Source organism: Pseudomonas sp. NPDC088368 (assembly GCF_044753445.1).
Taxonomy (GTDB): Bacteria; Pseudomonadota; Gammaproteobacteria; order Pseudomonadales; family Pseudomonadaceae; genus Aquipseudomonas; species Aquipseudomonas bambusae.
In genome coordinates this window covers 134,277-158,042 of the sequence record NZ_JBIVNG010000012.1, presented here as the reverse complement: position 1 = coordinate 158,042, position 23,766 = coordinate 134,277, and the positions used below count along the sequence as shown (strand labels likewise).

Below are 23,766 nucleotides of genomic sequence, written 5' to 3'. Positions count from 1 at the left end.
TAACATTGGTTGTTTTTTGATCAGGGAAGTGGGCAGCGGTTTCGAGCAGCGCTTTGAGTCGAGCTTGAACCATTCCTTAGCGGCGCGCCTGCGGGCTCGTTTACTGATCCAGAGCCGGTGCATACGGCGAAGAGCCTACGTTATAAGCGGCGGAACTTCATGAAGGCGGTTGTTTTTTTGAAATTATAAAAAGAGTTTTTATTTCGAAATGCGCTCTGACAAGTTCCGGTTGAGTATTTGAGTTGGCCGTTGGTCGGAGGCAAAAAATGAGAAGCTGCTGTGCCATGATTTTTATAATGCTTGGATTAATAGTGAGCACGTCACTGGTGAAAAGCTCGTGGCTGGGAGCAACAGGTAAATAGGGAGATTTCAAATGCTAAAGCTAATGGATATCAAGTTAAGCCTTAAAACTGATTCCAAATCGGACGCCACATTCGACGGGACATTGTATGCAAAAGATACTTTAGGGTATGCATTTTCCGGCAAGCTCGTTGCTAGCTGTCCTTTAGATCGCAGCGCCAAACCATTTTAGAACATTGTGCGGCTTGGGCATGGAAGCTCGTCTGCGGAGTTTACTTATCTGGAATACACGCTTGGTAATAACTCTGAGAAAGTTACTTTTGAAGTCAAGGGTGAGGGTAAGAGAAAGGCAAAAGAGAAAGTAGATCTTTGTCTGGGCTTTAATGATGAGAGTGACGGTAAGTTTGTTAACGGACCTAAGAGCAGTTATGACATGGAAGCGGCTGAGAGAAAACTCATCAATTCCGAGCCTGACCACGAAGAGGAAGAAGAGACTGAGCCGGATATTGATGAAGAGCAGTAAAGTGAGCAACGAGCCGTACTGGAAACTGTTTGGTTGAGTTAATTTAGCAACATGATGCAATCCCTGGCGGTGACAGGTGATGCTTCAAACGCTGGGACGGCCGCTGGCACGTCGCTTTCAATTTACGGCCCACCTCAACTGACGGCTGGGGTGGGCATTGGCCTTTATGTAGGAATCCACCGACGCCAACATCAAATCCACTCCGTACGCCCGGATGCTTGCCGCTGCCGCCTGCGCCATCCTGTCATCATTTATGATCGCATCGAGCTGCTCCAGTCTTGCCACTTTGTACATTCCGAATGTGCCGTAATTCGAGCGGGTGGTGAGCAATACGCCGCGCGATGCCGCTTGCATTGCTGCCTGTTTGACTTCGCCTTTCAAAGCCGAGGGCGTGAACATCCACTGGCGGGACGCGATGACGTGTGCGCGTTGGGAGGTCGAGCAGCGCTGCTCTTGCAGAGATGTCGTCAAGACGGTGTCTACAGGTGAGGGCTTGGTTCAACACTTTTTTGCCGATGGCGCAATCAATGCCTTCACGCGCATGGGCTTTCGATTCTCGTTTGATACCTTTGATCCTGCAAAGACATTAAATACTTCACATATTAATATTGGCGATATAAGTCGCGCTGGTGATTCCGATAATGTTAAACGAATCGCTATAGAAGTTTGATGGATTATCGCGGATGCTTATTGAGCCGTGTTTTAATAAGCCATCCGTCAGTTTTTACCGAGTTTAAGGGCTGTCGACTTGACCTTTCAAGGATTGAGTTGATAGTGAGTGCATGGCTGGCCGAACTTTTCGGCAGTCGGAATCAAAACAATATGGAGATTATCATTATGACTGCTATTAAGTTAGACTTGAACGCGAGTGTGCAACCAGAGGCTCGATTCGAGGGAGAAATCAGCGCGGAGGACCCGTACAGTTATGAATTTTCCGGCAAGCTCGTCGCTCGTGCCCCTCTGAGCAAACCCGACTCGATATTCGTCGTGCGGCTTGGACACGGTGGTAATACAGGTGCGTATTCATATTTGGAATATACTTTTAAAGGCGCAGGCGATAACACCTTTTCAGTAGAGGGAAGCGGCAAAAGAAAAAAAGATGAAAAGGTAGATTTCAGGCTGGGTTTCAAAGAAGGGTCAGAGGGTCAATTCAGTGATGGTGATAAATCGACTTATACACTGGATATCTTTAATGAGGATCGAATGGATATTTCTAAAATTAAAACAACCAACGATATGGAGGCTGGTTATTCCGTATCCGGCTACCCAAAAAAAGAGTATTGAATAAGTGTTGTAACAGTGATTCGGTGGCTTGGTTGCAAACAATCTTCGACACACCGCTTCGCTGTAGCCGCGCGGCATGCCTGCAATGGCGATGTCTTGAACACCGCCGCCGGCAAGTCGTGCTGCTACGGATGCCCTCGTGAGATCAGCGCTTCTCCACCGACGCCAACATCAACTCCACCCCCTGCGCCCTAATGCTGTCAGCCGCCGCCTGCGCCAATCCGTCATCGCTGATGATCGCGTCGAACTGCTCAAGCCCCGCGACCTTGTACATGCCGAACGTGCCGTATTTCGAGCTGGTGGTGAGCAATACGCTGCGCGACGCCGCTTGCATCGCTGCCTGTTTGACTTCGACTTTCAACGCCGACGGCGTGGTGGTGCCCCGTTGCAGATCCCAGGAGCTGGTGGACATGAAGGCGACATCCGTCGCGAGTTGGCGCAACGTCGCCGCAGCCAGGCCCCCGACGCAGGAGCGGTTTGGGTGGTCGAGTTGGCCCCCGGTGTGAATCACTGCCACGTGGGTCGCGTCGGCCAATGCATTCACCACGCCGAAGTCGTTGGTGACGACGGTCATGCCTGACAGCGCGACGATGTACGGCACGATTTCCAGCGTGCTGGTGCCTGCGTCCAGGTATACCGTCATTTCCGGGTGCAGCAATCCGGACGCGAGTTTCGCCATCGCCTGTTTGTGCGGCAGCTCGACCACGGCTTTCGATTGGTGGCTCGGTTCGCTGTGCACCTGGCTGGCGATGCGCACGCCGCCCGTTACGGAATAAGCCCGCCCGCTCTGTTCCAGCAGGGCGATGTCTCGGCGGATGGTCATGTGCGAGCAGTCGAACATCTCCATCAGTTGATGCACGCTCAGCACTTGGTGCTTGCGCAACTGGCGCAGCATCAACTCCCTGCGCTGGTCGGGAATCATGGGCGCTGCACCACTGACGGTGGTGTCTTCTTCGCTGGACATTCAGGCTCCTGAGGATCGGCTTACCGCGACGGTGGCAGGCATCTTAGCCAATCGTTCGGCTTGTGGCAGCAGCGAGAAATACAGGCACACCTAAATGAGGCAGATGTCTTCTGTCATGGAAAATCCCTTATCCTCAACAGCCACGGGGCTTTGGCGGTTGTCGATGCCTGCGTTGCCCGGAAGAAAAATCGCTCGGCGCTTTCGCCAGGGCGGATAAGGAGAACACGTGTTCGCAACAACGCTGGTCCTGCTTGCAGCGGTGCTGCATGCCACTTGGAACGCCCTCATCAAATTCAGCGGCGAACGCCTGCTGGTCATCGCCAGCATGGACGTGGTCGCGTTCGGTCTGTCCCTGATCGCATTGGGTTTCGTGTCGCCGCCTCCGCTGCACATCTGGCCGTGGCTGGTGGCGTCGGCGTTGTTCGAGCTGCTGTATCGCGCGCTGCTGATCAAAGCCTATCGGGTCGGCGACCTTGGACTGGTGTATCCCCTGATGCGCGGATTGTCGCCTTTGGTGGTACTGGCGCTGACTCTGATCTTCGCGGGAGAGCATCTGAGCACTCAGCAGATTCTCGGGATTCTGCTGATTCCATGCGGCATGGTCTGCCTGCTTTGGCAGGGCGGGGGTGGCGACCGTTTGCCATGGTCGATGCTGCCAGTGGTAGGGCTGATCGGACTGTGCATCGGTTTCTACACCTGGATCGACGGTCAGGCGCTCAAGCGGGGCGTCGCGCCGCTGGACTATCTGGTGTGGCTGACGTTTATCAGCGCGTGGCCCTTCCCGTTGCTGGCGGTGGTCAACAAGCGTCCGGCCTTCATGCTGTTCTGGCGCGAGCAATGGAAACTCGGCCTGAGCGTCGGTTTTTGCGTGCTGGCCAGCTATGCCCTGGTGTTGTGGGCGATGCAGCTTGGCTCGGTCGCTGAGGCCGCCGCGTTGCGCGAAGTCAGCGTGGTGTTGGTGGTGCTGTTCGGCATGCGCTATCTGAAAGAACCTTTTGGCCGGCCACGGCTCTTAGCCTGTGGGTTGGTGCTGCTTGGAATGCTTCTAATGAAGCTCAAATTTTAAAAGGAAGATGTTCATGACCGTTGCCTTCTGGTGCGTGTTGATCGTGATTTTGCTGCCGCTGGTGTGTACGTCCATTGCCAAGTTCAGTGGCGGAAAATTCGGCGCCCGGCAAAACCACAATCCCAGGGACTTTCTCGACAATCTCGAAGGCCTGCCGCGCCGTGCCCACGCCGCACAGCAGAACAGCTTCGAAGCGATTCCAGGGTTCGCCGCAGGGGTTCTTATTGCCCACGTCGCGGGTGTCGCGCAGTTGGTGACCATTGATGTGCTCGCGGTGCTCTTCGTTACCAGCCGTCTGCTCTACATCATTTTTTACCTCGCTGATCTCGCGGCCCTGCGTTCGCTGGCATGGTTCATTGGCTTGGCTTTGGTGGTCGCGCTGTTCGGGGTTTCCGTTTGACGGACACCCACCTTGGATTTTTCACGGCGGGCGCAGATACTGGCCGCCATTTTTCAGCCCAGAGCCGCCATGAAATCGAAGAGCGTTGCCGTGGAAAAACCCTATGTACCCCCGACCCTGAAAGCCGTTGGCCTGATGCTGATGGTGGGCGTGATGCTCAGCGCGTGTAGCGGGGAAGATCCGAATTCGCCGCTGTCGCAGCGCAAGGCGATTTTCAAGCAGATGCTCAAGACCAGCGAAGACACTGGCGGGATGTTACGTGGCCGCTTGCCATTCGATGGACCTAAATTCGCCGAAGGCGCTGTGAAGCTCGATGCCCTGGCGCACGAGCCGTGGAAGCATTTTCCGGCAGTGAAAGAGTCCGAGCACACCAGTGCGAAAGATGCGGTCTGGGAACGCCAGGCGCGTTTTCAAGAGCTTGCCCGGGCGCTGGAGGCCCGGACCGGGGAGTTGGTGATTGCCACCCAAACCCTTCAACTGACCCCCGCGAACATGATCCCGCCGATGAACAACGTCGAAGACGCGTGCGACGCGTGTCATAAAGAGTTTCGCAACCACTGATGCTGAGCCTGCTTCTGGCCGCAGGCCGTAGGAGCCAGCTTGCTCGCGATCTGCCGGGAACCGGCAGTAAAACCTGCAAATGCGGTGTACCTGACCCAGCCGAGGTCGTTTGATCTTGCTGGCGCTGCGCACCAGATCGCGAGCAAGCTGGCTCCTACGGCCTGCGGCCAGAATCAAATGCGGTTTTTAGTCGTCTTCGTCAGGCTGCAATTGCTCCAGCTTCTGCTGCTCGTCTTGCAACTCTTTGCGCGCCTCGGCCAGTTTGTCCTTGCGCTTGTTGATCTTGTCCGCGTCGCCTTTCTTCATGGCCTTGTCGAGATCAGCCTGACGGGTGCTGACCTCACGTTTGGCGTCGAGCACTTTCTTTTCCTGCTCTTTGAGCAAGCCTGCGTCAGTGCAGTTGGCAGTGACTTCACTCAAGGCTTTTTCAAGCCCGGCCTGTTGGTTGCTGTTGCCTGCGGCCTTGGCCTGTTCGAGCTGGGTGTTGATGTCTTGACGCTTGGCGGCGCAGCCGGTCAGCGCCGGGGCTTGTTCAGCGGCGAACACCGGTGAGGCCAACAAACCGCATGCGGCGAAGGCAATAAGGGATGACAGAAACTTCATGACGAATCCTCAAAAATACACATCCGGCCAGCCGACACGACTGACCGGGACACAATGACTAAAAACCGTTGATCCCTTGCTCCCGCAATTGCGCGCTCAACGCCTGCACCTGCGGGTCTTGAAAGAATGCGTGCAACTGCTTCGCACGACCTGGGCCAATGCCCGGCTCGGCGCGCCACTGATCGACGTTACGAACCGATAGCGTGTCCCACGAATCGCCTAGATCCGTACTGGCAGCGGGCGGTAAACCGATGGCTTTGAGCCAAGTTTCGAAGGATTGTTCGCGCGCGGCGTCAAAACTCTTCAACAGTTTAGCGCTGCTCAGCTCACCAAGGCCGGGAATGTTCGACATTTGTGCACTGTCCAGGTGCATCCAGTCCAGCAAGCCTGTTACCAGGCCGGCCTCGATGAGCTTGTCCCATGTGCCAGGTCCTACGCCCTTGAGCGCCAAGCCTTTCTTGCCGCTTAGCCATTTCAGACGTTCGCGGAACTGCCCTTCACAGCCTTCGGTGGGCTGCCAGCAACTCAGTGCGTGAAACTCTGTTGCGTCTGGAACCTCCATGGGCGCCCGTTCCGCACTGCGTGAAACCACACCGTCCAATCGGGGAATGGTCAGACCCGCTAGGCTGATTGCCACTTGATCACCCGGACGAATGTCCATCTTTTGCCACCTTTTAAAGGAACCGACACTGATCCGGGACACGGTTCGGTCATCCAGTCGCACCGGTTCGATGTCCAGCACCGGCGTGATTTTGCCACTGCGACCGATGTTGAAATGAACCTTGCGCACATCGCCCAGCACCTGCGCGAACGGGTATTTCCACGCCGCGAGCCAGTAAGGGGCCTTGGCCTGCCAGCGATCCGCCGAGGGGCGCTCACCCTGGCGCAGCACCACGCCATCGGTCGCGAACGGCAGTGGGTGGGTGTACCAGTGCTCACGCCATTGCTTAGCCTGCGCGAAGGTTTCCAAGGGCTCGCTGAACCGGGCGCTGTCATCAAACCCCAGCGTCTTTAGACGCTCTAACCGCTCATTCATGTCGCGGGGACCCTCCGGCCAGTCCCAGACGAACAGTCCGATCTGCGCACCCTCGACCCCATCAATGCTGTTTCTCGCCAGCAACCCTGCCACCTGGCTTCGCGCATTCAGGCTTCCCGCTTCAGCCTGCACGTGGTCTGAGAGGCGCCAATACAGCTCGCCTTGCAGCACCAGGCTTTCCTTTTCCGCAACGTGAGTTGGAATGCATGAGATCTTCAAGGCGTGGGCCGTCCAGTCTTGCCCGTTGATTCCGTCGCCTCGGCTGATGGCTTGAACCAGCTTGCCATTCTCATAAACGAGGGTGACTGCGACCCCGTCCACTTTGGGCTGAATCCAGAGATCGCTTTTTTCTTTGAGCCATTGCTCCACCGCTCGCTCGTCTGCCAGTTTGGCGATGCCGGTGTGGGGCACGGGATGAAGGCGTTCACCTCTTGCTGTCTTGAGGGGATTTTCAGCAGGTGGGGACGAGGGCGCGAAGCAAGCCTTCAGCTGCGAAAGGCGCTGTACGGACTGGTCGTACAGCTCGTCAGCCACCAATGAAATGCCTTGGCGATGATAACTGTCGTCCCACTGTGTGATTTGATTTTGCAGCGTCGACAGCTCCCGCTCGGCCTGAGCAGGAGGCCAGTCTGGGCAGCTTTGCGCGTGGGCGACGTTTAAACAGAGAGCAGCCAATACACCTGCGACAACTCGGGGGGAGAGCAGCATCGAAGCATCCTTGCAGGGAAGTGAGACGTGAAAGGCTAGGGTTTGAAACGTCGTTGTTCTCCTGCGCCGCCGTTACCGGATTTGTCTGCGACCCGTACAGTCGAGGTCCGTTTCACGGCCCAGCTGTCCCTTGAGCGGATTTAGGACGAGTGCAAAATGATGTTTCCACCAGCGCCCTATAAGGACAACGATCATGGAGCTGTCGACCCTTGCCGTTTTCATCCCTGCCTGCTTCGCGCTCAACATGGCGCCCGGCCCTAACAACCTCCTGTCGATCAGCAACGCCTCGCGCTATGGATTCGTCCGCGCGTGCACGGGAGGCCTGGGTCGCTTGCTGGGCTTCGCGATCATGATCGCGCTCGCCGGGGTGGGCCTGACTGCTGTGTTGCACACCTCGGAATGGCTGTTTCACGCGATCAAGATCGTGGGCGCTGCATACCTCTTCTACCTCGCCGTTCAGCTGTGGCGTGCGCCGGCGGATGCTCACGTGGATGCAGCCGTGAGAGAGGTCGGATCGGGCCGACTGGCGCGTCAGGAATTTCTGGTGGCGATGGGTAACCCCAAGGCCATCCTGTTGTTCACCGCATTTCTGCCTCAGTTCGTCGATCATTCCCTGGCGATAGGCGGGCAATTCGCACAACTCGGCGCGATGTTTCTGGCACTGGAATGCATCGCCATCGGCCTGTACTGCTACATGGGCATTCATGCGCGTCGATTGTTTGCCAAGCCGAGCGGTAAGCGGTTGTTCAACCGGGCCTGTGCGGGGTTGTTGGCGGGGGCTGCGTCGTTTTTGTTGGTGGCGCGGCGGGGCTAAGTTCAGAACGCAGTCTGGAGCGGCAATGGCGATTGCAGACCCCTGCCATCGCCGCGCCAGCCGAGCGCTGCATCAACACATCACTATTTCTTTTTGGCCGCTGCCGCCGCAGCTTTCGCCTTGGCATCCGCGGCAGCCTTGGCTTTGGCGGCTGCATCAGCGGCTGCTTTGGCTTTGGCAGCTGCATCTGCAGCCGCTTTGGCCTTAGCCGCTGCGTCAGCGTCGGCCTTGGCTTTTGCGGCAGCATCGGCGGCGGCTTTGGCTTTCGCTGCGGCCTCCGCATCGGCTTTGGCTTTCGCCTCAGCCTCGGCTTGCGCTTTTGCCGCTGCATCCGAATCCGCCTTCGCCCTCGCCCTCGCCCTCTCGTCTGCGTCGGCATCTCGTATCGACTTGGTGACGGGATCTGCTCCGCCCAACTTGGACGTGGACGTGGACGTGTCGGAATCGGATGAATTTGTGTTGTCAGCGTGCTTCGCGGGCGCTGCCTTCGGTTTCTTCAACACCTTCTCTGTCAGTGCTTCATCCGAACGCGCCGTGTAAACCAGATTGATCTGGATGTCGCTGATATTCGGTGTGTTGGATGAAGCATCGAGCAAGGTCTTGGCGAATTCCGCGTCGGGAATTTTCAGCTCCCATTGCGAAATCGCCCCTGTGCCTTCGAAGGGCAGGTAGCGGCCGTCGTGGAACATCAGTTCGTGGACCGACTCGCCCGGGTTGTAGCCCAAACCGTCTTCAGCCACCGCAGACGACAGCGCGATGGCCTGTTTGGCCCGCAGATTGCGCTTGATGCTCGACGGCACGGTATTGGCCTGACCATAAAAATAGTCCACGCCCTCCTGGTTCGGCTCCACCAACGTCGTGCTGCCGGTCTGCGTGAGGATCGCGCACAGGGCATCGGTGCTGAAACCTTCTTCCTCGCTGATGAACGATACGGTCACGTAACGCAGTTGGCGCAAGTAATGGCCGGGATAGTTCTTGTCGAAATCCTCAGCCTTGAAGTCGAACAGCAGTGGTTGACCTTCGGACAACTCCAGAACGGCGTTCAGCCACGGCGTGACCGATTTGTCTTTGAGCGGCGCCTGAGTTCGGGTGATCGTTGCAGGAGAATGGTCGGTGAGCCACTTATTCAGGCTGAAGGTCTTGCGGATAGTCAGGCGACGTTCGTTGGCGAGCAGGAACGCGTTTTCCATTTCCATCAGGTCCACCAGCAGTGATTCGCCTGCGAGTAACCCTTGGTAGGATTCATTCCACGCGCCGGTCTTAATGAATGCGTCACGCTTGTAGTCTCCAATCTCATATCGCCAAGCTGCTTCAAGGCTCAGACAGAGAGATAGCACTGCGTCGTAGGCTTTCCCGTAGATGACCTCCTGGCGCGCGACGAGCCAGTTGTAGACAGGGACGTTTAAAAAGTCGGTTGTCATGCCGAGATAGACTTCCTCCAGATCCTGACGAGCCTGTCTGGATTCTTCGAGACTGATTGTTGCAGCTCGCAGCTCAATATCCGCTTCGATCATTTCCTGATCGATCAATCGAACGTCCCAATCGGCTAGACGCTCTTCAAGTTTCCATTCCGCTGCCGCCCTTTCGAATTCAGACTCAAAGAGCAACTGCTGAGCGACAAAATCTGCCGCAGTGCTGGCCATCCGCATGGTATCGGCGCCCAGACGGGTGAGTTCAGCCGGTTTCATGCCGCCAAACGCCAGTCCGACGATGGTAGGCACTGTTCCGTCCATTACATCGGCGACGATTTCAATGGGTATGGCGGCATACTGCAAATAAGCGGCCGTCCAGGTCAGCGCCGTTGCTACTTCTTCTTTCGCAAGCTTGCCGTTGTCTACGAGTTCGGCGTAATGGTTTTTCCTGAATTCAGCGGCCTGTTTGCTCAATGCCAACGCTTGTTTTTTCGCCAGGACAGCGTTGATATCTTCCTTGCCCAAACGAAGCGCGAACTCCGACATTCGGATTTCTTGAGCCTTTTCCATGAGGGCATCGCCCGTATCGTCATCAAGCTGGATCAGCTTCATGTAGTAACGACCCAAATCCAGCAACTGTTTCACGGCTGTGCGGGCGGCGGGCAGCAGTTGGCGGAAGCGGTAGACCGGGATTGCAGCGTGGTCGCTGTTGTAGCGAGCCGGGATGATGTTCACGCCCCCTTTGGCGGAGGAAAACGGGTCTGTCTCCTCGTCGTTCCAACCGAGGTCTGGTAATGGCTTGCCATTGATGGTCAGTCCATGTCGCAAGTTGTAAAGCCGGTTTTCCAGGGTTTTTCGTGCCTCGATGACGCGTTGGTTGATCGGATTGCGGAAGCTGTCTTCGTTGATCTCGGACAATGCCACGGGTGTCCAGCGCGACACGGCAGCACGCTCAGGCAACGGGCCTATCAGCTTCAGCGCCTGCTGATAACACAGCCAGGCGTGGTTGAGGGTGCTGAGGGTCAGTTGCCGGTAATAGTGGTCACCCTGCAGTTGCCAGTTCTCCACCAGATTCAAGAACACCGCTTGGCGGTAGAAGCGGGAAAGGATGAACGCGCGGGCTGTTGGATCAACGGCTTTGTTCAACTCCGATTTGCCGGAGCCGACCTCTGCCAAAGGGCGTGTGTTCCAGTAGGCAGGACGCCCGTCTTCCTCAGTCGTTGCGCGATAGGGGTCGAACAGGTAGCGCAGGTACCAGCTTTCAGCGTCCTCGAATTGTTGTTGCTCGGTGAGGCGAGTGGCGATCAGGACAGGGAGGTGCAGGAATAGCTCGCGGAAATACAGGCCGTTGGCGCCGTGGAAGTCTACGGGGGGGGTCGGATAGGCGTCGTCGATGGTCGGTTCCTGAATTTTTTGTGCTACCCAATCCAGAGCCTGTTCGACGCTTTGGCTGGCGCGGGCGACGAGTTTTTTGCCGAATAGGGTGTTTAGGCGGACTTTGTTTGAAGGAGTTTTGGGGGGCTGTTCTTTTATTGAATCAAGATCAAGATAATGACTCTGGTCATGATTTTTGATTATGGAAATGGACCACGGCGCATCTGTTTCTGGTTTATTAATGGTAAAGGTGCCCAGCTTAAACTTAGTCATACGAACGTCGTAACAGAATGCGACGTGATATGTGCCGTTGTCGGGAGGAAGAAATTTCGCTTGAATACATGTATTTGTTATTTCGAATGATTTTTTCGATATTGGGTAGACGGATTCCTCTTGACTTAGCAGTAATACGCATTTCGAGTATCTTTCTAGGGAGTTACGGTCGTAATTAATGATCAGCTGCGTTTCATTAGTTTTATTGTTGGTGAGTCGGGCCTGAAACGATTTGATAGAGGTTCCACTGTATGGTGTAGATGGATCAATGGTTGCATTCGGCGTTCTCGGAACGTTCTCAAATGATAATGTTGTGATTATTCCGTTATAGATGTGTTGGATTTTTCGTATGTCTTTAAAGGACGCTACGCTCGTGGTGTAAAGCTTTGATAGCTCTTCTGTGGGCAGTTCTTGTTTTTTGATGAGCAGTAGATCGCGCATTTCAACGTAATAACCCTTGTTTATCTCCTTGTGCTTTTCTTCCGTGATGTTGCAATTATAAAGAATGACAGTCAGCCAAGGATCTGTTTCTCGTTCACCCTCGGTGTTGACGAATACGATCAAGCCTGGAATCCACAAGTCTGATTTCATCCACTCGTTATCATCATCTTGAATGGGCTGCCCCTTGTCGTCTTTCGGCCGCTCGCCGTTGACAAACCCATCCAGTGCCATCAATTCGTTAGCCGTGCTCCAGAATCCGTCGCTTTGCAAATAAGCGTAATGAACCGATATTTTTTTGTAGGGGGTCGGGTCTTTTATTTTGGGGTCAGTGCTGGGTAGACCAGTGGTGCCCCTTTCGACCCAGAACACATAGAGCCGGCCGGAGATCACCACCAGGCGAATGGCATCGCCTTTATGAGTCGTTTTCTTTCCATCGGCGTCTTCAATGTAAAAGCTCTGCGCGATCTTGCCTGTCGTCGTCAAGCCGATTTTCTGCCACTCGCTCCACGCCAGAGGGCTCAACCGCTGCTGATCATCCCGCAAACCCATATCCACCGAGCGCCAGTAATACTCTGACGGGGTGGCGTTGGTTTTACCGACTAGATAGTAGGTATCGTTCTTGGGGTCGCGGCCATCCAGATAGCCGCTGATGATTTGCAGGTTGCTGAGCCTTTCAAACTTCGTCAGGTAATTACAGATCGCGGTCTGCAGCAGTTCGGTGTCCAGCTTGCCCTGATTGACTTCCACCTCAAGTTCTTCAAACGCTTTGCTCTTTTTCGGGCGATTGGCGTAGTAGATGAGGTTTTCCGGATGGTTGAACTGCGCTTTCCAGACCTTCCAGCTGCCGTATTGGCTCAAGTATTGCTCCCACGCGCTGTTGGCGTGTTCAGGCATTTTTGCCGCGTCATAGCCGGGTTCAAGGTGTGAGAACAGGCGGAACAGATAATGTTGCAGGCTGGAGATGGCTTGGGTGATGGGCGTGGTTTGCATCGCTTCCCACGTGGGGCTGATATCGGTCAGGAAGTAGCTGGAAAGGTCGTCGACCGTTTTCAGTTCGGCTTGGCGACTCGCATCCGCTGACGCCCAATAGCCAAGCAGGTAATCGGCCAGTGCGTCACGCCATTTCGCTTTTAGATAAGGTTCGATTGCTTCGCGTGCTTCGTCCGAGCAAGCCCCCACCAGCACCTGAGCGACGGTCTGAAACTCCGAATGGCTGGACTCTTCGTTCAACCAGGCGAAGTCGAGCAAAGACTGGCATGAGAGGCCCGTGCATTTGCTCAGGTTCTGTAGCCGAAGTGCAAAGTCCACATCGGTCACAGTCGAATAGGCTTCGAGAGTCTGTTCGACTACTTTTTCGGTTGCCTCGTACTTCTGTAGCTTAAGAGGCTCAGAGATCTTGTAATCAGTGGTCAGAAGTTTCCATGTGGCAGGCAGGGTCTCGGGCAGGTAGTCCTTGGCCTCGACCTTGAGTGGGCCGGGATTGTCTTTCAGAAACTTTACGAACTTGTTGTAGATGCTGTTGGCGTTGGGGTAACTGCTGCCATTGTTGTTGAATTTCTGAATGAGGACTCCCAGGCCTTTCTTGTCGACGTTTTTATCACAATAGTTGTAATAATAGAGTTCATCGGAGTCCAGCAATTCCAGAAAGTCTTCCAAAGAGCCTTTTTCTGTCGGTTTTTTAACACGGGTTGTTTGAGTGAGGTAAGGCGTTGCAAGTAACGTTTCGCTGCTGCTCCACCCGATTAACAGGCCAAGTTGTGCGGCCGCAGCGCCGGCATCTTCTGTTTTTTGGCTGGGACGTAACCCGGTCAGATAGGTAATTGCCTTATCTTCGCCAAATTTGTTTTCACGGCATATGCCTACCCAGTCGTGATAACGCATCAACTGGTACATCAGATCGAGGGACAGTTTGATCGTGGAACTCGCACCTTCTGTCTTTTTATCCGATTTGGGCTGGGTGTTTTCTTCGAGGGCAAATCGCTGCGGATGGCTGATCAACGCCCCCAGCCCCGCAGGGCTTAACCCCGTCAGCCGAATCGCGAGGGTATAGCGTGTCATGTCCCGCCAGAATTCAAAGGTCTGTTTGTCGACAGCGTTAGGCGCCTGATAATCCGCCAGCAAATCTGCAGGACCTTTGCCGATCCAGTTCAGTACGGGCAAAGCATAGGCAGCGGCCGTCCCCGCATTGCCCAGCAGCTCGCCGAATGCTTTGCCAAAAATCCCCTTGGCCAGGTCTTCCTGCGCGATTCGGGCGTTGGTGATTGCCGATGCAAGGCTTTGCGAGATTCGGTCTGCGGCCGGATCTTCTTTCGCATCTTTTTTTGCCGAATCAGTATCTTTGGATGTGTCGTTGAGCAGCGTCATCAGGGCTGCTCTCAGATCACCCTCCTCAGGCAGGTTAGACCTGATCAGCCCTTGCGCTGACACGTAATCCTTGAGCAACGCCAGCCAAGTGCCTGTTGTAGGGGCGTCACCGGCCTGCAGCACGTTCTTGATCAGGTCTTCAGTCAGGCAGGAAGCTGCCACATCAAAAGGCTTGTCCTCGCGCAGGTTCTGGCGAGCTTTCTCGACGGCCTCTAGGTCAGCGTTTGTTTGTCCAGGTACGGTCAGCAATGCGAGGACGGCAGAGGCGGACAGTCCGTTGCGCTTCAGCCATTGCCGAACGTTGATGAAGGCGATCAGCACGTCGAGGGTATCGGCCTGGTCCGGGTCGTCGCTGATCTGCCCCTTGCCCGCGACGATGCTTTGTACCTGAGGGTTGTCGAGCGCCAGCAGCGCGATCAGGTCGGCGCCTTCATTCAGGCTCAGCCCCAACAAGCGCGGCAGGCGACTCAGGCGGTAAAGGGCAGAGATCAATGACAGTGACAGGCTGGGTTTCTTCTGCTTCAACGCTTGAATGGCTTGAGCCAGATAGCGCCGGGTCAGGCGCTCGTCGGTGCCCATGGCGCTGCTCAGATGACCGATGATGGTGTTCGACGGGCTTCTTCCTTGTTCGTCAGCTGTGTCCGCCAGTTCGAACTCGCCGTCGTCGATGATCAGCCCGTCTTCAGTGTTCGCCAGCGCGCCAGCACCGGGGCCATCGAGCACGCGATCGAGCAGAGGCACCTTGCCCGAAACGGCATAGGGCGACACTTCGTGAATGAGCGCAGCGAATTGTTCGGCGGTGACTTCATGCACTTCATTGAGGTAGCGAAACACGCCGATGGCACGCAGGGTGTTTGCCGTGATTTGGAAATCCTTGGTCTGCCCCTCGGCCCGTAGCGCGGACATCACCAGCAGGTCGGTTTCGGCGAACGACAGTTTCAGGGCGTGACGCAAATGGATGATCTGATTCATGCGGCCAAAGTGCGCAGCCGTGGCGCCCTTGATGCCGAGCGTGATGCCGGCCTCAGCGAGGGTGTCTTCCAGTGACACGGCGGCCTTGCCGTTGTTGATGAACGACGCGCCAAAGACACTGCCATCCACCGCAGCCTTGCCCGAGGGCTGGTAGGCGGCCGAGCGCCTGACGTTGGTGAAGCCCTTGGCGGCGTTGTCGTCCACGCCTTCGATGGCCAGCATGTCCTGCACCTCTTCGGGTGTCAGGCCGGTTTTCAGGCAGAAAAATTCGACGTTGTTCAGCTGTTCGGCGACAGCAGTGTTCGTCCCGGTGACGCCAAAGCGTTTGGCGAGAAAATCATCTTCGTCCGCTTTACTGTCATCGAGCAGCAGTTTTTGCAGCGCCGGGCTGAAGCCTGTTGATGTGCGCATCACCTGCCGTAATTCTTCGGTGCGAAGGTTGCCGTAACAGAAGTTGGGGTAGCTGTATTCCGCCTGTTGCAGCAGGTCGAACAGCGGGATTTTCTTGTGTTTCAGCACCGCCTGGATTTGCTCGAATGGGTAATGAAAAGGCAACCCGGCGCGTTGGGTTGATTCGCTGATGACTTCGGTGAGGCTCTTGTCTGCCCCCGCGTGGGTTTTGGCCTGGCGGGTCAGGGCGTTGATCGCCAGCGTCAGGGGCGCAACCTTGGTTTCCAGCCCGGCCTCATCCAGCAAAAGCTCGCCAATGTCCGGGCGACGATTGGCGAGGGTGAAGCGCTTGTCCGATGTGCTTGTGGCTTCCAGTGCCAGCGCCTGTTGGTAAAGCGCGTGCAGATAGGCGATGGGACCGCTGTTGGATTCCAGGGCGTCGGGGGCGCAACGGTCGGCGAGTTGTTCCGGAAAGAGCTTGGCGTAGGTGGCGGCTTCAGGTGCGACGGCGGGAGCTTTTGTATCGGCCATGACGATGCTGTCCTTTGCATTAAAGCGAGGAGGCGTCATCCATGAACGGCAAGGCATAACGCTCGGTGGGTAAGCGGTGTGCTTCTCGCAGAAAAGGCTAGCAGCGGGGGATGGGACTTGAGATGCGGTGGCTAGTTGAGTTTGCGATAGGGCCGATTGCCAGTCGCTATATCCCGGCAGGTTGTGATCGTGACGGCACTTTGTAGCAGTGCGGCTTGCAAGCGGCGCCCGTGAGATCGCGACCGCCGGCAAGCCGTGCTGCTACACCCGCCGAGTCAGGCTTTTTGCGGGTCTCGCAGGATGTCGCTCAGGCCTGCGATGGAGGCTTCCACCAGCGCTTTTGCCGCTTCGATCTGATGCACGACGGAGCGGGCCAGTGGGCGGAATTCGCTTGAGGCGTTGTCGGCTGATTCGTAGGCAGTGGCTGCGGCGCAGTTGAGGTATTCGGAGACGAGAACCAGGGCGTCTTCGAGTTTGACGCCGGGCTGGACGCTGAACAGGCTGCGACTGCCGAAGTTGACGCCGAAGGGGATGGATTTGGTGACAGGGAGTTCGGGTGGGTGTGGCGTGGATCTGATCATGATTTCTTCCTGAAGGCTGAGCAGACACCCTCTGCTGTCAATCAGAACGGGTGGCGGCTGTAAGCGGGTTGACAGACCAGTCCAGGGACCTGGCGCACACGAATGTGCCCCACATACAGCCGCCATTAGAGCACCAGCCGATTCATGACCTGCGGGTGGTTTCCAGCGTTGCGTTTCCAAGAGTTCGGTCTGTCAAAACCGGTCGCCGAAATAGTGACGCGGAGGAGGGTAAGCCTCGATCCAGAGGGTCGCAACGCGCCGGGGAGGATAGCGAGTAAATTCAGAAGCGTCCTACACGATTTGGTTTGTTTTGTGGGGGGATGTTTCGGCAGTTACGACGATTGACTGCTCTGCGATGAAGCCTCGAATGTAGTCGAGCACCCTATGGGCGCCTTGTGCTGTATCTACCAGCTCAATGGGCCGCTCTCCCTCCAAATGCAGGTTAGGCGTTTCCATCCACTTGAACACCGCAGCCCGGCTTCCTCGGATGGGGATCGCCAGCTCAAGAATCTGCGCGAGCAGATCGGGATGCGCATACCAGGAATCTGGTTTGACTGTTGGTTTCCTGCCGGGAATCACCCTCGGAAGTTGGCAAGTTGCCAACTCATGTGCGGTGACGTGGTTGCGCACCCAGTCAGCCAGCTCGGCAAGCTCCGTATTGGGATGGCGTTGATGATTCCGGGTAGGGATGACCAGGCCGATTCGAGCACTGGTGTAGGTTCGAATCATCTGTAGGGCAGGCGCCAGGTCAGTGTCATTGGTGACGATGACGACCTGATCGACAGCTTGCGTTATCGCATCATGGTAGGCGTGCAGCGCGAGATTGACGTCTGACTGCTTTTCCTCGACTTTCCAGGCAAGTACGTCCTGACAATCTCTTGGAGGCAGGTTGGGTGTTTCGGCATCGACAAGCTTCACCCTCATCTCGTTGACGGCATAGTAGCCCTCAACGATCTGGACGCGCTCAGCGTGCACCTTGCGCAGTGCCGTATGGTAGCGAGCCTGGGACGATACCGAGTCCGAGGATCTGGCTACCCTCTCTACGATTTTGGCGGTGAAGAATTTTACGCAGTGCTCGGTCGTCAGGATCGAACGCTGGTGTCGTTGGGAGGCGTCGCCTGCGAAGACCGAGGGCAGGATCTGCTCCTCAAAGAGCTTTACCAGATCCAGCCATTTCCAAGGGGTACCCTTCAAACAGCCGTAATAGAAGTTGTAGCCGTCTACGTAAATTCGCGTTCGCATTGGCTCCCTGCCCGGCGATCCCTGCATTTTATTTCTCCATAAATGAAAAAACCGGCTTTCGCCGGCTTTTTCCCCCTCCAACCAGATGGTCGAGCCACACCGGTCATGAGGGTTAGTTGTTGCCGCAAATTTTCCGGCAAGTGGGTGACGGTGTCAAACACGTCGACACGCCTGAGGGTTTCAAAAGGCTTCAGCGCGCCCACAAAAAAGCCCCTGACGACTCACATCGCCAGGGGCTCGTCTTACTGCGCTGTACAGCTAACGCGTATTACAGACCGGCAGCAGCGCGCAGGGCGTCGGCGCGGTCGGTTTTTTCCCAGGTGAATGTGGTGAAGGTGTCTTCGCCCACGGTCTTGGTTTGCGGCGTGCGGCCGAAGTGGCCGTAGGCTGCGGTTTCCTGGTACATCGGGTGCAGCAGGTCGAGCATTTTGGTGATTGCGTATGGACGCAGGTCGAAGTGCTCGCGGACCAGTTGGACGATCTTGTCGTCGCTGATCTTGCCGGTGCCGAAGGTGTTCAGCGAGATCGACGTAGGCTGTGCAACGCCGATGGCGTAGGACACTTGAATCTCGCAACGCTCGGCCAGGCCAGCCGCGACGATGTTTTTCGCCACGTAACGACCGGCGTAGGCTGCCGAGCGGTCAACCTTGGACGGGTCTTTACCCGAGAACGCCCCGCCGCCGTGACGGGCCATGCCGCCGTAGCTGTCGACGATGATCTTGCGACCGGTCAGACCGCAGTCGCCGACCGGGCCGCCGATGATGAACTGACCCGTCGGGTTGATGTGGAACTGGGTGTCTTTGTGCAGCAGGTTGGCTGGCAGCACGTGCTTGACGATCAGCTCCATCACGCCTTCACGCAGGTCGGCGTAGGAGACTTCCGGGTTGTGCTGGGTCGACAGAACGATGGCGTCGATACCGACCACGATGCCGTTTTCGTAGCGGCAGGTGACCTGGGATTTTGCGTCCGGGCGCAGCCATGGCAGCAGGCCGGATTTGCGCGCTTCAGCCTGGCGCTTAACCAGTTGGTGCGAGAACGCGATCGGCGCAGGCATCAGTTCTGCGGTTTCGTTGCTGGCGTAGCCGAACATCAGGCCCTGGTCGCCCGCGCCCTGATCTTCAGGCTTGGCGCGGTCCACGCCCTGGTTGATGTCGGGGGATTGCTTGCCGATGATGTTCATCACGCTGCAAGTGGCGCCGTCGAAACCGACGTTGGAGCTGGTGTAGCCGATGCCGCTGATCACGTCACGAACGATCTGTTCCAGATCGACCCAGGCGCTGGTGGTGACTTCACCGGCGACGATGGCAACGCCGGTCTTGACCAGGGTTTCCACAGCAACGCGTGCGTGTTTGTCCTGGGCAATGATGGCGTCCAGCACCGCATCGGAGATCTGGTCGGCGATTTTGTCCGGATGCCCTTCGGACACGGACTCGGAGGTGAAAAGGGAGTATTCGCTCATCTCGACGATTTTCCTGAGTGTTACCGATGGTGAGTGTTGCCAGATGGCCGCTGAAAATGGCGGACCTGAATCTGGAAACCATTACGTAAACCTACATACAGACTTTCTCCGGGGACCAGCCCCGCAGCGATGGCCCAACGGGCCAGGTCTTCCTGTTCGAACCCCAACCACAGATCGCCACAGGCCTCCCTGGCCCAGCTCTGGTCGTGGCTGCACAACTCTGTGATCAGCAGGCTTGCGCCCGGTTTCAACAGGTTGGCCAGTTGTTTTAATGCTTCGGCCGGTGCCGCGAAATGATGAAGCACCATATTCAAGACGACGCAGTCACCGAAAACATTAGCGTCCGACAACGCATCGGCCAGCTTCAGCTCGACGTTGTGCAGCGCCTTCTGCTCACAGATGGTACGCGCCAGATCAAGCATGGCCGGGCTGTTGTCCAGCCCCGTGACATGCCGAAAACGCTGCGCCAGATCCGGCAGAAAACCGCCGTCACCGGGGCCGACTTCCACTGCCGTGGCGTCAGGCGCGAAGCTGAGTTTGTCCAGCAGCGACAACAGGCTGTCGCGGTACTGAGGCAGTCCTGCGATCAGGTCCTGCTGGGCACGAAATTTTTCTGCAGTGCGTGCGAAAAAGTCCTGACTGGCGGTGGCGCGCTGGCGATGAACCAGACCGATGCGGGCCCGAACGTCTTCCGGCAGGGCGAGACCGTCGACCTCTTCGAGCAGCGCTGCGTGCAGCTTGCCGCCCACCTGTTCGGTGTGGGGCAGGGCGCGGCGGTAGAAGATCGCGTTGCCTTCGCGACGGGTCGCCACCAGATCGGCCTGGGCCAAGACTTTCAAGTGATGGCTCATGCCCGACTGACCGATGGCGAAAATCTGCGCCAGCTCCAGCACACCGAAGGAATCGTTGGACAGCGCGCGCAGCACATTGAGCCGCAGCGGATCGCCACCGGCCTTGCACAAGGCAGCCAGTTCGTCGCTTTGATCGTGGTCAAGGGCAGGCGCGTGGAGATTCATAGGGTTGGCAGTCTAGTTATCGACCGGGTCCGCTGCAATACCAATATCAAAAAGTTTTGATATTGGTGACGAGTGTCAGAGGTTGAGCGCCGCGAATACGCCGTTTCAAGGCGCAAGCCGCGCATGGTTGGACGAAAAACACCTGCAACTCAGGAAAAACGCGCATCAGGCCGCATCTGTCATTGCCCCGAAGCAGTGCCTGAGGGAAAATGGCCGCCTTTTTCAGATCCCACTTCTTTCTGCCCCAGGAGATCAGCGATGCCAAGCCGTCGTGAGCGTGCCAATGCCATTCGTGCACTCAGCATGGATGCCGTGCAAAAGGCCAACAGCGGCCACCCAGGTGCCCCGATGGGCATGGCGGATATCGCTGAAGTCCTTTGGCGCGACTATCTGAAACACAACCCGAGCAACCCGTCGTTCGCTGACCGTGACCGGTTCATCCTGTCAAACGGTCACGGCTCGATGCTGATCTACTCGTTGCTGCACCTGACCGGTTACGACCTGTCGATTGAAGACCTGAAAAACTTCCGTCAATTGCACAGCCGTACCCCGGGTCACCCTGAATTCGGTTACACCCCAGGCGTTGAAACCACCACCGGCCCGCTGGGTCAGGGTTTCGCCAACGCTGTCGGTTTCGCTGTCGCGGAAAAGACCCTGGCGGCCCAGTTCAACCGTCCTGGCCACAACATCGTTGATCACCACACCTATGTATTCATGGGTGATGGCTGCATGATGGAAGGTATTTCCCACGAAGTCGCTTCGTTGGCGGGCACGCTGCAACTGAACAAGCTGATCGCCTTCTACGACGACAACGGCATCTCCATCGACGGCGAAGTCGAAGGCTGGTTCACCGATGACACGCCGAAGCGTTTCGAATCCTACGGCTGGCTGGTGATCCGCAACGTCGACGGCCATGACGCCGACGAAATCAAGACCGCTATCGACACCGCTCGCAAAAGCGACAAGCCGACCCTTATCTGCTGCAAGACCACCATCGGTTTCGGTTCGCCGAACAAGCAGGGCAAGGAAGAGTGCCACGGCGCGCCACTGGGCAATGACGAAATCGCCCTGACCCGTGCCGCACTGAAATGGACCCACGGTCCGTTCGAAATCCCGGCCGACATCTACAAAGAGTGGAACGCCAAGGAAAAAGGCCTGGCGACCGAAGCCGAGTGGGACCAGCGTTTCGCGGCCTATTCCGCTGCATTCCCGACAGAAGCCAACGAGCTGATCCGTCGCATGAGCGGCGAGCTGCCGGCTGACTTCGCTGAGAAATCGGCGGCTTATGTCGCTGAAGTCAACGCCAAAGGCGAGACCATCGCCAGCCGTAAAGCCAGCCAGAACGCCCTGAGCGCCCTGGGCCCGCTGCTGCCAGAGTTCCTCGGCGGCTCGGCTGACCTGGCCGGTTCCAACCTGACAATCTGGAAAGGCTGCAAATCGATCACCGGTGAAGACGCCAGCGGCAACTATCTGCACTACGGTGTGCGTGAGTTCGGCATGGGCGCGATCATGAACGGTATCGCCCTGCACGGCGGTTTCGTGCCTTACGGCGCGACCTTCCTGATTTTCATGGAATACGCCCGCAACGCGGTGCGCATGGCTTCGCTGATGAAGCAGCGCACCATCTACGTGTTCACCCACGACTCCATCGGTCTGGGCGAAGACGGCCCGACGCACCAGCCAATCGAGCAACTGACCAGCCTGCGGACCACGCCGAACCTGGACACCTGGCGTCCAGCCGACGCCGTGGAATCGGCTGTGGCCTGGAAGCACGCCATCGAGCGTAGCGACGGTCCTTCGGCGCTGATCTTCTCCCGTCAGAACCTGCCTCACCAGGCACGTGATGCGCTGCAACTGGAGAACATCAACCGTGGCGGTTACGTGCTGCGCGACTGCAACGGCGAGCCGGACCTGATCCTGATCGCCACCGGTTCGGAAATCGGTCTGGCCGTTCAGGCATTCGACAAGTTGACCGCCGACGGCAAAAACGTGCGTGTCGTTTCGATGCCGTGCACCAGCGTTTTCGAATCCCAAGACGCTCTGTACAAGCAGTCGGTCCTGCCGCTGGAAGTCAGTGCGCGTATCGCCATCGAAGCCGCTCACGCGGACTACTGGTACAAGTACGTCGGTCTGGAAGGCCGCGTGATCGGCATGACCACCTTCGGTGAGTCGGCGCCTGCGAACCTGCTGTTCGAAGAGTTCGGCTTCACGCTGGAGAACGTCATCAGCACGGCTGAAGAGCTGCTGGAAGACTAAGAAGCCTGCGCAATCACTGTAGGAGTGAGCTTGCTCGCGATAGCGGTTTGTCGGTGATGAATTCGTCGACAGATGTACCGCAATCGCGAGCAAGCTCACTCCTACAGGTTCTCTAAACATCACGAAATATTTGAGAACCCCCATGCCTCATTCACGCCCTTATAAAGTCGCCCTCAATGGTTACGGTCGGATCGGCCGCTGCGTGCTGCGCGCGCTGTGCGAGCGAGGTGCGAAGGCGGGCTTTGAAGTGGTGGCGATCAACGATCTGGCCGACATGGCCAGTCTCGAATACCTCACGCGCTTTGACTCCACACACGGCCGGTTTCCCGGCGAAGTGCGGGTCGAAGGCGATTATCTGCACATCAACGATCACGTCATCAAAGTGTTCCGCAGCGCGACGCCGGAAGGCATCGACTGGAACGAGCTTGACGTCGATCTGGTGCTCGAATGCTCGGGCGTCTACAACAGCCGCGCTGATGGCGAACGTTTTCTGTCCGCCCGCGCGCCGCGTGTCCTGTTCTCGCAGCCGATGGCCAGCGAAGCCGATGTCGATGCCACGATTGTCTACGGCATCAATCAGGAAACGCTGACGGGTGAGGAACTGCTGGTGTCAGCGGCGTCCTGTACCACCAATTGCAGCGTGCCGTTGCTGGACCTGCTGAATCGCGAGCTGGGCCTGGAATACGTCACCATCACCACGATTCACTCGGCGATGAACGACCAACCCGTGATTGACGCCTATCATCATGAGGATTTGCGGCGCACGCGCTCGGCCTTCCAGTCGATTATTCCGGTGTCCACTGGTCTGGCGCGGGGCATTGAGCGGCTGCTTCCGGAACTTGCCGGCCGAATTCAGGCCAAAGCAGTTCGTGTGCCGACGGTGAACGTCTCCTGCCTGGACATCACGTTGCAGGTGGCGCGTGACACCGACGCGTTCGAGATCAACCGCATTTTGCGCGCGGCCGCCACCAGCGGCCCGCTCAAGGGTTTGTTGGCCTACACCGAATTGCCGCACGCCAGTTGTGATTTCAACCATGACCCTCATTCGGCCATCATCGATGCCAGCCAGACACGGGTCTCCGGCCCGCGACTGGTCAACGTCCTTGCCTGGTTCGACAATGAATGGGGTTTTGCCAACCGAATGCTGGATGTCGCTGATCACTATCTGCGCAGTATCCATAAACAACAGTAAAAAC

17 protein-coding genes and 1 pseudogene are annotated in these 23,766 nt (G+C 57.0%); 9 read left to right on the top strand and 9 right to left on the bottom strand.

Translation table 11 applies throughout. The features are described from left to right. Window positions 1-538: 538 nt before the first annotated feature. Entirely contained in the window at window positions 539-823 is a 285-nt protein-coding gene (locus ACIQAL_RS25275) for a hypothetical protein (protein ID WP_401150295.1), read from the top strand. 117 nt (window positions 824-940) lie between these two features. Here the strand turns inward: ACIQAL_RS25275 and ACIQAL_RS25270 are convergent. Then, window positions 941-1,216, bottom strand: a pseudogene (locus ACIQAL_RS25270) (hypothetical protein); the annotation flags it as partial. Here ACIQAL_RS25270 and ACIQAL_RS25265 point away from each other — a divergent pair. Next, on the top strand, window positions 1,146-1,493 hold the full coding sequence (locus ACIQAL_RS25265; protein WP_401150413.1) for a hypothetical protein: 348 nt from the start codon (window positions 1,146-1,148) through the stop codon (window positions 1,491-1,493). The pseudogene ACIQAL_RS25270 and the gene ACIQAL_RS25265 overlap by 71 nt on opposite strands. A gap of 104 nt (window positions 1,494-1,597) precedes the next feature. After that, window positions 1,598-2,107 carry a hypothetical protein gene (locus ACIQAL_RS25260; RefSeq protein ID WP_401150294.1) on the top strand — a complete coding sequence of 170 codons (510 nt, stop codon included), beginning with the start codon at window positions 1,598-1,600 and terminating at the stop codon, window positions 2,105-2,107. 145 nt (window positions 2,108-2,252) lie between these two features. On the opposite strand, the gene ACIQAL_RS25255 is transcribed toward ACIQAL_RS25260, so the two are convergent. Further along, entirely contained in the window at window positions 2,253-3,071 is an 819-nt protein-coding gene (locus ACIQAL_RS25255; protein ID WP_341961416.1) for a DeoR/GlpR family DNA-binding transcription regulator, read from the bottom strand. Between the two features lie 226 nt (window positions 3,072-3,297). On the opposite strand from ACIQAL_RS25255, the gene ACIQAL_RS25250 reads away from it, so the two are divergent. The 3 genes from ACIQAL_RS25250 to ACIQAL_RS25240 all read left to right on the top strand — a co-directional run bounded on the left by ACIQAL_RS25250 (window position 3,298) and on the right by ACIQAL_RS25240 (window position 5,098). Beyond that, the gene (locus ACIQAL_RS25250; protein ID WP_401150292.1) at window positions 3,298-4,137 is read left to right on the top strand and encodes an EamA family transporter; all 840 of its coding nucleotides are present in this window, start codon (window positions 3,298-3,300) and stop codon (window positions 4,135-4,137) included. A gap of 13 nt (window positions 4,138-4,150) precedes the next feature. Continuing rightward, window positions 4,151-4,537 (top strand): MAPEG family protein, encoded by a 387-nt coding sequence (locus tag ACIQAL_RS25245; protein ID WP_166595711.1) that lies wholly within the window; start codon window positions 4,151-4,153, stop codon window positions 4,535-4,537. A 135-nt stretch (window positions 4,538-4,672) separates the two neighbouring features. After that, window positions 4,673-5,098: a c-type cytochrome gene (locus ACIQAL_RS25240; RefSeq protein WP_401150405.1), complete on the top strand. Its 426-nt coding sequence runs from the start codon at window positions 4,673-4,675 to the stop codon at window positions 5,096-5,098. 186 nt (window positions 5,099-5,284) lie between these two features. Here the strand turns inward: ACIQAL_RS25240 and ACIQAL_RS25235 are convergent, their stop codons facing one another. Both ACIQAL_RS25235 and ligB read right to left on the bottom strand, forming a co-directional pair. After that, a complete protein-coding gene (locus tag ACIQAL_RS25235; RefSeq protein ID WP_401150290.1) occupies window positions 5,285-5,701 on the bottom strand; it encodes a DUF1090 domain-containing protein in 417 nt (138 codons plus the stop codon). 58 nt (window positions 5,702-5,759) lie between these two features. Then, the gene (ligB, locus tag ACIQAL_RS25230) at window positions 5,760-7,445 is read right to left on the bottom strand and encodes an NAD-dependent DNA ligase LigB (protein WP_401150289.1); all 1,686 of its coding nucleotides are present in this window, start codon (window positions 7,443-7,445) and stop codon (window positions 5,760-5,762) included. Between the two features lie 193 nt (window positions 7,446-7,638). Here ligB and ACIQAL_RS25225 point away from each other — a divergent pair, with 193 nt between their 5' ends. Beyond that, complete coding sequence (locus tag ACIQAL_RS25225) at window positions 7,639-8,259, top strand: LysE family translocator (protein WP_401150287.1); 621 nt, start codon at window positions 7,639-7,641, stop codon at window positions 8,257-8,259. 83 nt (window positions 8,260-8,342) lie between these two features. Here ACIQAL_RS25225 and ACIQAL_RS25220 read toward each other — a convergent pair whose 3' ends face one another. The 5 genes from ACIQAL_RS25220 to ACIQAL_RS25200 all read right to left on the bottom strand — a co-directional run bounded on the left by ACIQAL_RS25220 (window position 8,343) and on the right by ACIQAL_RS25200 (window position 20,314). Next, complete coding sequence (locus ACIQAL_RS25220; RefSeq protein WP_401150286.1) at window positions 8,343-16,016, bottom strand: neuraminidase-like domain-containing protein; 7,674 nt, start codon at window positions 16,014-16,016, stop codon at window positions 8,343-8,345. A 275-nt stretch (window positions 16,017-16,291) separates the two neighbouring features. Then, window positions 16,292-16,597 (bottom strand): DUF6124 family protein, encoded by a 306-nt coding sequence (locus ACIQAL_RS25215; RefSeq protein WP_401150284.1) that lies wholly within the window; start codon window positions 16,595-16,597, stop codon window positions 16,292-16,294. A gap of 291 nt (window positions 16,598-16,888) precedes the next feature. Next, window positions 16,889-17,866 carry an antitoxin Xre/MbcA/ParS toxin-binding domain-containing protein gene (locus ACIQAL_RS25210; protein WP_401150283.1) on the bottom strand — a complete coding sequence of 326 codons (978 nt, stop codon included), beginning with the start codon at window positions 17,864-17,866 and terminating at the stop codon, window positions 16,889-16,891. Between the two features lie 241 nt (window positions 17,867-18,107). Then, on the bottom strand, window positions 18,108-19,298 hold the full coding sequence (metK, locus tag ACIQAL_RS25205; RefSeq protein ID WP_341961421.1) for a methionine adenosyltransferase: 1,191 nt from the start codon (window positions 19,296-19,298) through the stop codon (window positions 18,108-18,110). Between the two features lie 20 nt (window positions 19,299-19,318). Next, the gene (locus ACIQAL_RS25200) at window positions 19,319-20,314 is read right to left on the bottom strand and encodes an ArsR/SmtB family transcription factor (RefSeq protein WP_401150281.1); all 996 of its coding nucleotides are present in this window, start codon (window positions 20,312-20,314) and stop codon (window positions 19,319-19,321) included. 258 nt (window positions 20,315-20,572) lie between these two features. Here ACIQAL_RS25200 and tkt point away from each other — a divergent pair, with 258 nt between their 5' ends. Both tkt and epd read left to right on the top strand, forming a co-directional pair. Continuing rightward, complete coding sequence (tkt, locus tag ACIQAL_RS25195) at window positions 20,573-22,570, top strand: transketolase (protein WP_166595704.1); 1,998 nt, start codon at window positions 20,573-20,575, stop codon at window positions 22,568-22,570. Window positions 22,571-22,712: 142 nt separating this feature from the next. Beyond that, window positions 22,713-23,762, top strand: a complete 1,050-nt coding sequence (gene epd / locus ACIQAL_RS25190) for an erythrose-4-phosphate dehydrogenase (protein WP_401150279.1) — start codon at window positions 22,713-22,715, stop codon at window positions 23,760-23,762. The last annotated feature ends 4 nt before the right edge of the window (window positions 23,763-23,766 follow it).